Annotated in this window: 10 protein-coding genes; all 10 read left to right on the forward strand. The window is 47.3% G+C overall.

Going from position 1 to position 8275, the window contains the following annotated elements; genetic code table 11:
- Positions 1 to 32 precede the first annotated feature (32 nt).
- The 10 genes from E5329_RS30005 (at position 33) to E5329_RS21410 (ending at position 8250) form a co-directional block, all read left to right on the forward strand.
- Positions 33 to 194, forward strand: coding sequence for a hypothetical protein (locus tag E5329_RS30005; protein ID WP_016219884.1), 162 nt, complete (start codon positions 33 to 35; stop codon positions 192 to 194).
- On the forward strand, positions 146 to 424 hold the full coding sequence (locus tag E5329_RS21370; protein ID WP_159749796.1) for a hypothetical protein: 279 nt from the start codon (positions 146 to 148) through the stop codon (positions 422 to 424). The genes E5329_RS30005 and E5329_RS21370 overlap by 49 nt, the downstream gene beginning before the upstream one ends.
- A gap of 60 nt (positions 425 to 484) precedes the next feature.
- Positions 485 to 1015 (forward strand): PcfB family protein, encoded by a 531-nt coding sequence (locus E5329_RS21375; protein WP_016219886.1) that lies wholly within the window; start codon positions 485 to 487, stop codon positions 1013 to 1015.
- 83 nt (positions 1016 to 1098) lie between these two features.
- Complete coding sequence (locus tag E5329_RS21380; RefSeq protein ID WP_242838168.1) at positions 1099 to 2979, forward strand: VirD4-like conjugal transfer protein, CD1115 family; 1881 nt, start codon at positions 1099 to 1101, stop codon at positions 2977 to 2979.
- Positions 2980 to 3115: 136 nt separating this feature from the next.
- Positions 3116 to 3364: a hypothetical protein gene (locus E5329_RS21385; RefSeq protein WP_016219888.1), complete on the forward strand. Its 249-nt coding sequence runs from the start codon at positions 3116 to 3118 to the stop codon at positions 3362 to 3364.
- A gap of 101 nt (positions 3365 to 3465) precedes the next feature.
- A complete protein-coding gene (locus tag E5329_RS21390; RefSeq protein WP_004083202.1) occupies positions 3466 to 3681 on the forward strand; it encodes a Maff2 family mobile element protein in 216 nt (71 codons plus the stop codon).
- A 21-nt stretch (positions 3682 to 3702) separates the two neighbouring features.
- On the forward strand, positions 3703 to 4575 hold the full coding sequence (locus E5329_RS21395) for a VirB6/TrbL-like conjugal transfer protein, CD1112 family (RefSeq protein WP_004083199.1): 873 nt from the start codon (positions 3703 to 3705) through the stop codon (positions 4573 to 4575).
- Between the two features lie 20 nt (positions 4576 to 4595).
- Positions 4596 to 5495 carry a radical SAM protein gene (locus E5329_RS21400; protein WP_168354821.1) on the forward strand — a complete coding sequence of 300 codons (900 nt, stop codon included), beginning with the start codon at positions 4596 to 4598 and terminating at the stop codon, positions 5493 to 5495.
- Positions 5496 to 5876: a PrgI family protein gene (locus E5329_RS21405; RefSeq protein WP_135976558.1), complete on the forward strand. Its 381-nt coding sequence runs from the start codon at positions 5496 to 5498 to the stop codon at positions 5874 to 5876. It begins immediately after the preceding gene.
- On the forward strand, positions 5854 to 8250 hold the full coding sequence (locus tag E5329_RS21410; RefSeq protein WP_275443575.1) for a VirB4-like conjugal transfer ATPase, CD1110 family: 2397 nt from the start codon (positions 5854 to 5856) through the stop codon (positions 8248 to 8250). Before E5329_RS21405 ends, E5329_RS21410 begins: the two co-directional genes overlap by 23 nt.
- The last annotated feature ends 25 nt before the right edge of the window (positions 8251 to 8275 follow it).

The raw sequence follows: 8275 nt of genomic DNA on the forward strand, positions 1-8275 counted from the left end.
GCAGTGCCCCATATGGAAAGGGGTGAAGCAGAATGAAAGGAATCATTGCCGCCGCAGGCGTATTTGTGGCGGTCACGCTGTACTCGTGCATCCGGGCAGGGGCGCAGGAGGACCAGCGGATGGAGGAAATGAGGCAGAGAGGGGAATGGGATGCAGGCAGGAAGGACAGACAGCCGGAACCGGGCGAGGGATAACAGGAGATATGCGGCGGACAGGCCGGGTGACTGTAAACACTGTTATTTCTGGAAAGGAAAGCGGAAAGGCTGCAGCCAGGAGGAATGTTATTACCTTCTCCCGAAGGAGAGTCCGGCATCAGTGGATGTTTCCGAAAATCCTCTGCCGCAGGAATTTAGCGGAAATGGCGGTGGCGGCTGTCAAGGATGTCCATACGGCAGGCATTCCCCATGCATCGGTTACTGTCTGAAAAAAATTTTACAGGAGATGGGGGAGAAAAAACAATCCGCAGGAAAGGAGGGGGAACGACTTGCAGGACGAGGTAAATGAGAAAACCGTATCGCTGTGCGTCAATGGCGGCAAGATCTCCGCAAGGATTCTGAAAGCCGCCATGCTGAAAGCGCTGGCAAAGATGGAACAGGAGAAGCGGAACGGGAAGCAGAAAAAAATGGAGAAACAGGCAGTGCAGAAAGCGGAGAAAGGAGCTGCTAAAAGCCACGGGAAACAGAGCATGGAGAAGCTGATGAATCAAGGATGCCAGCTTTCCAATATTGAAGTGACAGACGGCAATATCAAATCCTTTGAGAAATGTGCCCGGAAATACAGCATTGATTTCAGCTTGAAAAAAGACACATCCATCTCCCCGCCCCGTTATTTTGTATTTTTCAAGGCAAAGGATGTGGATGTCATGACGGCGGCATTTAAGGAATATACCGGGAAGTCGCTGAATAAAAGCAAGAAACCATCCGTCCGCAGGAAGCTGGAACTGGTGAAGGAGCGGGTTGCAAAGCACAGGGAGCGGGAAAAGACGAAACAGAAGGAACGGAGGCCGGAGCATTGAGTGGGAAACCAAAAAAGAAACCTGCAGCAGAGAAAAAATCCGTGCCGTTGTCTGGAAAATTAAAAAGCATAATCCGGGAGAAAATGCTTCCCGTAGATGTGAAGCGTCTGGCAATGCTGAATATCCCCTATGTGATTGTGTTTTATCTAGTGGATAAATTAGCGTGGCTGTACCGCCATTGTGTAGGGGATTCCATGATAGAAAAGTCGATGGCGCTGTTCTTAAATTTCCAACTGGCGTTTGAAAATCCGATTCCGAGTATTCATGGGGGTGATCTGCTGGCCGGAGTGGCCGGGGCTGTGGCTGTGAAACTCATGGTATATCTGAAAGGCAAAAATGCGAAGAAATACCGGCAGGGAGTGGAGTATGGATCTGCAAGGTGGGGAACGCCGAAAGATATTGCCCCATACATAGACCCGGTATTTGAGAATAATATTCTCCTGACGCAGACGGAACGCCTTACCATGAACAGCAGGCCGAAACAGCCAAAGTATGCCAGGAATAAAAATGTAATTATTATTGGAGGAAGTGGAAGCGGCAAGACACGGTTCTATGTGAAGCCGCAGCTCATGCAGATGACGCCGAATGTCAGCTATTGTGTCACTGATCCGAAAGGCACAATCCTGGTCGAATGTGGGGAGATGCTGAGGCGTGGCACACCGAAAATGAAAGACGGGAAAGCGGTACGGGATAAGAATGGAAAAGTTGTTTATGAACCGTATAAGATCAAGGTTTTAAATACCATCAATTTCAACAAAAGTATGCATTACAATCCGTTCCGGTATATCCGCTCGGAGAAAGATATTTTGAAGCTGGTGAACACTATTATTGCAAATACGAAGGGGGAAGGAGAAAAATCTTCCGAAGATTTCTGGACGAAAGCAGAGCGGCTTTTGTACTGTGCATTGATTGGCTATATCTATTATGAAGCGCCAGAGGAAGAACAGAACTTCTCTACGTTACTGGAGTTTATCAATGCTTCGGAGACGAGGGAGGACGATGAAGAATTTAAAAATGCTGTGGACGAACTGTTTGAGGAACTGGAACAGGAGAAGCCGGAACACTTTGCGGTACGGCAATATAAGAAATTCAAGCTTGCGGCGGGCAAAACCTCAAAAAGCATACTTATTTCGTGCGGAGCCAGATTAGCGCCATTTGACATTGCGGAACTGCGGGAGCTGACTTTTTACGATGAAATGGAGCTGGATATGATCGGGGATCAGCGAACGGCAATGTTTATTATCATCTCCGACACGGACGATACCTTCAATTTCCTTGTGGCAATCATGTATACCCAGCTATTCAATTTATTGTGTGACAGGGCGGACGATGTGCATGGTGGCAGGCTTCCTTACCATGTAAGGCTGTTGTTGGATGAGTTCAGCAATATCGGGCAGATCCCAAAGTTTGACAAGCTGATCGCAACGATAAGGAGCAGGGAAATATCAGCGTCTATTATTTTACAGTCGCAGAGCCAGTTGAAAACCATCTATAAAGATGCAGCCGAGACAATTTTAGGTAATTGCGACACCATGTTATTCCTTGGGGGCAAGGAAGGCTCCACGTTAAAGGAGATTTCTGAAAATTTAGGGAAGGAGACGATAGATCTTTACAACACGTCAGATACCCGTGGGCAGAGCCGTTCTTATGGATTAAATTATCAAAAAACAGGAAAAGAATTGATGAGCAGAGATGAGCTTGCCGTTATGGACGGGAATAAGTGCATCCTACAGCTGCGTGGGGTTCGCCCGTTCCTGAGTGACAAGTTCGATATTACCAGGCATAAGCGGTACAAGCAGTTATCGGATTATGACAAGAAGAATGCCTTTGATGTGGAGGCGTATATGAAACACCAGTTAAAAATCAGGATGAAGGAGGAATTTGATCTATATGAAGTAGACGGAAGTGAGGAAACTGCAGAGGGAACAACGGAGCCAGCAGACGGGGATCGGCAGGGGGCATAGACAGGGAAGCTATTCTTTTTGCTGTATGTTAGGCTTGAACTTTGCGACACGATGTCGCAAAGTGGGTTCCATGCAGAAATATTCGTTTGAAACTTGGCAGAAGAAAACTTTACGACACGATGTCGCAAGGTAGATTTTGAAGCATACAAAAAAGTTTACGACACGGTGTCGTAAAGTGGATTTTGTAAGGCGCAGGTATGAAGCATATCCAGAAGAGAAAGTTTGCGACATCGTGTCGCAAAGTCAGAAAGGGGAGATAATGGTTTTTACTATTAAGGCAGTAGGTCAGGAATATATCCTGCAGCCAATCCGGGCAGAGCCTATGATTGGGGAAAACAGCCCATTGCACAAAGAAAATAATACAACAATAAAAAAGAAAGGATAAACCAAATTGGAAAGGGCGAACCGTCAGGAGATACTGGCGGTTTTTTTGTTTGTGCAAAACGGTAAAATCCGTGAAATTCTGATTTTGGTTTCAGGTATAATATGGCATTTTTTACATCAGCAATCGGAATCTTAAAAACATTGGTCGTGGCGATCGGAGCCGGGCTTGCAGTGTGGGGCGTGATTAACCTCCTGGAAGGTTATGGTAATGATAACCCTGGCGCGAAATCGCAAGGAATCAAGCAACTTATGGCCGGAGGTGGGGTTGTCCTCATTGGTACACAGTTGATCCCTCTTCTTGGAAATCTGTTCAGCTAATAAAGGAAAGGGGATTCATTCATGTTCGATGGCATTTTTGAGGCAATCGAGGAGTGGATGAGGGAGCTTTTGACCGGGATGGTAACGTCCAACCTGACGGAAATGTTTTCGGATGTCAATGAGAAAACCGGGGAGATTGCCGCACAGGTTGGACAGACGCCGCAGGGATGGAACGGGAGTATTTTCAGCCTGATACAGAATCTTTCAAATTCGGTGATCGTGCCGATTGCAGGCATGATTATCACGTTTGTCCTCTGCTATGAGCTGATCTCCATGCTGACGGAGAAAAACAGTATGCATGAAATAGATACATGGATGTTTTTCAAGTATTTTTTCAAGATGTGGGTGGCTGTGTATCTGGTCAGCAATACCTTTACCATAGCGATGGCGGTCTTTGACGTGGGGCAGCATGTGGTGAGCGCCGCAGGCGGCGCCATCAACGCACAGACTGCCATCAACATAGATACCATGATAGAGGCAATGGAAACGGCGATGGAATCTATGGAGATCGGGGAGCTTGTAGTGCTGGCCCTGGAAACCATGCTGGTCAGCCTGTGCATGAAGATTATGTCCGTGCTTATCACGGTGCTTCTGTATGGGCGTATGATAGAGATCTACCTTTACACTTCGGTTGCGCCAATCCCTTTTGCCACCTTCTCCAACCGGGAATGGGGGCAGGTGGGGAACAACTATTTCCGTGGGCTTCTGGCGCTTGGGTTCCAGGGGTTCTTTATGATGGTGTGCGTCGGCATTTATGCGGTGCTGGTGTCAACCATTCAGATTTCAGACAACATGCACTCGGCGCTGTTCGGGGTGGCGGCATATACCGTAATCCTCTGTTTCAGCCTGATGAAAACAAGCGGGTTAAGCAAGGCAGTGTTCAATGCGCATTAGACAGCAGGAAGGAGGATTTTTTGAAGATTGGACTGATAGACGTGGATTCCCATAACTGGCCGAACCTGTGTCTGATGAAGTTATCGGCTTACCATAAGGCGCAGGGAGATTCTGTGGAATGGTGGGAGCCGGGAGGCTGGTATGGCATGGTTTATAAAAGCAGGGTATTTACAGACACGTATTCCAAAGATACATTTATGGTCGAAAATGCTGAGGAAGTAATCAGTGGCGGCACAGGCTATGGATTGAAAGAAAACTTGCCGGATGACGTTGAACATAGTTATCCGGATTACAGTTTATATCCGCAGTTTCCCGATACGGCGTATGGCTTTTTAAGCCGTGGATGCCCCCGGAACTGCGGATTTTGTATTGTCAGCGGCAAGGAAGGGAGAAGGAGCGTACAGGTCGCTGATCTTTCTGAATTTTGGGATGGGCAGAAAGAGATAAAACTGATGGATGCGAACCTCCTGGCCTGCCCGGAACATGAAAAGCTGATACAGCAGCTTGCAGAAAGCCGTGCCTGGGTGGATTTCTCCCAGGGGCTGGACATCCGCCTGATAAACCCGGACAATGTTTCCCTGCTGAATCAAGTACGCACAAAGATGGTGCATTTTGCATGGGATAACCCGGACGAGGATCTGACAGGATATTTCCAGAGATTTTTGGAACTGACGGCAGTGAAGGATAAACGGAAGCGGCAGGTCTACGTGCTTACGAATTATGGGAGCAGCCATGAGCAGGATTTATACCGTGTGGAAACCTTGCGTGATATGGGATTTTCGCCATATGTGATGGTTTATGACCGTCCAAGTGCGCCGAAAATTACCCGTCAGCTTCAGCGCTGGGTGAACAACAAGCGGATATTTTATACAGTAAAGGATTTTGCGGATTATGCCGCAGGCAGGAAGGAGGCTGTTTAGATGGCATTTGTCAGTGTGCCGAAAGATTTGACGAAGATTAAGAATAAGGTGGTCTTAAACCTTACAAAGAGGCAGCTTGTCTGCCTTGTGGCTGCGGCGGCTGTAGGGCTGCCTTTTTATTTCCTCACGAAAAATTATATTGGGACAAGTAATGCGGCAACGGGAATGGTGCTTCTGATGCTCCCGGCTTTTTTGTTCGCCATGTATGAGAAAGACGGGATGCCGCTTGAGAAAGTTCTCTTCAATATCATCAATGTGAAATTGAAAAAGCCGGCAGTCCGCCGATATGAGATAAAAAATATCTATGAGATGGAGGAAAGAAAGACCGTGCCGAAACAGAAGAAAGGGGGAGGAAAGCATGGAAAGAAAAAGAGCAAATAGACAGCCAGGAAGGGTGACGGGCAAGGAGGGTGCGATCCACCTGGATGACTGGCTGGATGGGCCGGAGGATGATTATATAGATTTTGAGGACAATCCCGCTTATTCCGGGACGGGCGGCAGCATGGGAATAAACAGGAAGCTCACCCGCCGTGAGAAAAAAGCAATGGAAAAGGCTGCAAAGGAGGCAGAGAAGTTAAGGAAGATCCAGGAGGAAGCAGACCGGAAAGCAAAATTGAAAGCTGCCCGTGAAGCAGAAAAAGCGGCAAAGAGGGAGGCAGCAAGGCAGAAAGCGGAGAAAAAGAAAGGTGTTTCAAAGAAAAAAGCACATTCGGCATCGGCAGTACAAAAATATGGTACAAGAAATGCCGCAGTACACAAAGGCCGGGATACAGCAAAAGAGAAAAAAACAAAGGAGAAACAGGTTTCCGCACAGCAGTCCATTCCCTACCGGGAGATGGCAAAGGACGGGATCTGCCGGGTGCAGGATAAATATTATTCCAAGACCATCCGGTTCTATGATATTAATTATCAGTTGGCACAGAATGAGGATAAAAATGCCATTTTTGAAAATTGGTGCGATTTCCTTAATTATTTTGACAATACCATACATTTCCAGTTATCTTTTGTGAACCATCACAGCAACATGAAGGAGTTTGAATCCATTATCCAGATCAAGCCGCAGAATGATGATTTTGACGATGTGCGGATGGAGTATGCACAGATGCTGAAAAACCAACTTGCGAAAGGTAATAATGGGCTTGTGCGTACCAAATACATCACATTCGGGATTGAAGCTGACAACATCCGGGAGGCAAAGCCGAAGCTGGAACGGATTGAAGCGGATATCCTGAACAACTTTAAGGTGCTTGGCGTATCTGCTTATCCCTTAAATGGAGAGGAACGCCTGCAGGTGCTGTATGAAACCTTTAACCCGGATGAAAAGACACCGTTTAAGTTTTCTTATGATAGTGTGCTGCGTACCGGGATGGGGACGAAGGATTTCATTGCGCCCACCAGTTTCGTATTTAAGAATGGGAAGGACTTCCAGATGGGGGATACCCTTGGGGCGGCATCCTACTTACAGATACTTGCCCCGGAGCTGACGGACAAGATGCTTGCGGAGTTCCTGGATATGGACAGGAACCTGATGGTGAATCTGCATATCCAGTCCTTAGACCAGATGAAGGCAATCAAGCTGGTGAAAAGCAAGGTGACGGACATTAACCGGATGAAAATCGAGGAGCAGAAGAAGGCAGTACGATCAGGGTACGATATGGACATCATCCCCTCTGACCTTAATACCTACGGAGGGGAAGCGAAGCGGCTGTTGGAAGATCTGCAGTCCAGGAATGAGCGGATGTTCCTTGTAACGGTGCTGTTCTTAAACACGGCAAAGACAAAACAGGATCTGGACAACGCCGTATTCCAGACGGCGGGTATTGCACAGAAATACAATTGCTCATTACGCCGATTAGATTATATGCAGGAGCAGGGGTTGATGAGCAGCGTCCCATTGGGATTGAATCTAATCCCTATCAAACGTGCGCTTACTACCACATCCACGGCAATTTTTGTCCCGTTCACCACGCAGGAATTATTTATGGCGGGGGAATCGTTGTATTACGGCTTAAATGCGCTGAGCAACAACATGATCATGGTAGACCGGAAGAAACTGAAAAACCCGAATGGATTGATACTTGGTACGCCCGGATCTGGAAAATCTTTTTCAGCGAAACGAGAAATTACCAATGCTTTCTTTGCCACCCAGGACGACATCATTATTGGAGATCCAGAGGGCGAGTATTATCCACTTGTCCATGCGTTAGGCGGGCAGGTGATCCATATTTCAGCCACAAGCCGGGACTATATTAATCCGATGGACATCAATATGGACTATTCGGATGATGATAACCCACTAGGCGTAAAGAGTGATTTTATCTTATCCTTGTGTGAGCTGATCATGGGGGCAAGGAACGGTATTGAAGCGGAGGAAAAATCGGTGATTGACCGCTGTCTGCCAATCGTGTACCAGAAATATTTTGGGAATCCGATTCCAGAGAATATGCCGGTACTTGGGGATCTGTACCAATGCCTCCGGGAGCAGAAGGAAATGCAGGCACAGCGGATTGCAACAGCGCTTGAAATCTATGTGAACGGTTCCCTGAAAGTATTCAACCATAGGACAAACGTGGAATTGGAGAACCGTATCATCTGCTTTGACATTAAGGACTTGGGGAAACAGTTGAAGAAGCTGGGGATGCTCATTGTCCAGGATCAGGTGTGGAACCGGGTGACGGTCAACCGTGCTGCACGAAAATCCACCAGATACTATGTTGACGAATTCCATCGTGTAGCGACACGTTGTCGCATATAAACTCTGCGTGGGAAAAATCCTGCAA

The sequence above is a fragment of the Petralouisia muris genome, from assembly GCF_004793545.1.
In the GTDB taxonomy this organism is placed as follows: domain Bacteria; phylum Bacillota; class Clostridia; order Lachnospirales; family Lachnospiraceae; genus Petralouisia; species Petralouisia muris.

What these genes read in the sequence shown, in the direction of transcription:
- E5329_RS30005 (WP_016219884.1), top strand. Translation starts at nt 33, where the DNA reads ATGAAAGGAATCATTGCCGCCGCAGGCGTATTTGTGGCGGTCACGCTG.
- E5329_RS21370 (WP_159749796.1), top strand. Translation starts at nt 146, where the DNA reads ATGGGATGCAGGCAGGAAGGACAGACAGCCGGAACCGGGCGAGGGATA.
- E5329_RS21380 (WP_242838168.1), top strand. Translation starts at nt 1,099, where the DNA reads ATGCTTCCCGTAGATGTGAAGCGTCTGGCAATGCTGAATATCCCCTAT.
- E5329_RS21390 (WP_004083202.1), top strand. Translation starts at nt 3,466, where the DNA reads ATGGCATTTTTTACATCAGCAATCGGAATCTTAAAAACATTGGTCGTG.
- E5329_RS21395 (WP_004083199.1), top strand. Translation starts at nt 3,703, where the DNA reads ATGTTCGATGGCATTTTTGAGGCAATCGAGGAGTGGATGAGGGAGCTT.
- E5329_RS21405 (WP_135976558.1), top strand. Translation starts at nt 5,496, where the DNA reads ATGGCATTTGTCAGTGTGCCGAAAGATTTGACGAAGATTAAGAATAAG.
- E5329_RS21410 (WP_275443575.1), top strand. Translation starts at nt 5,854, where the DNA reads ATGGAAAGAAAAAGAGCAAATAGACAGCCAGGAAGGGTGACGGGCAAG.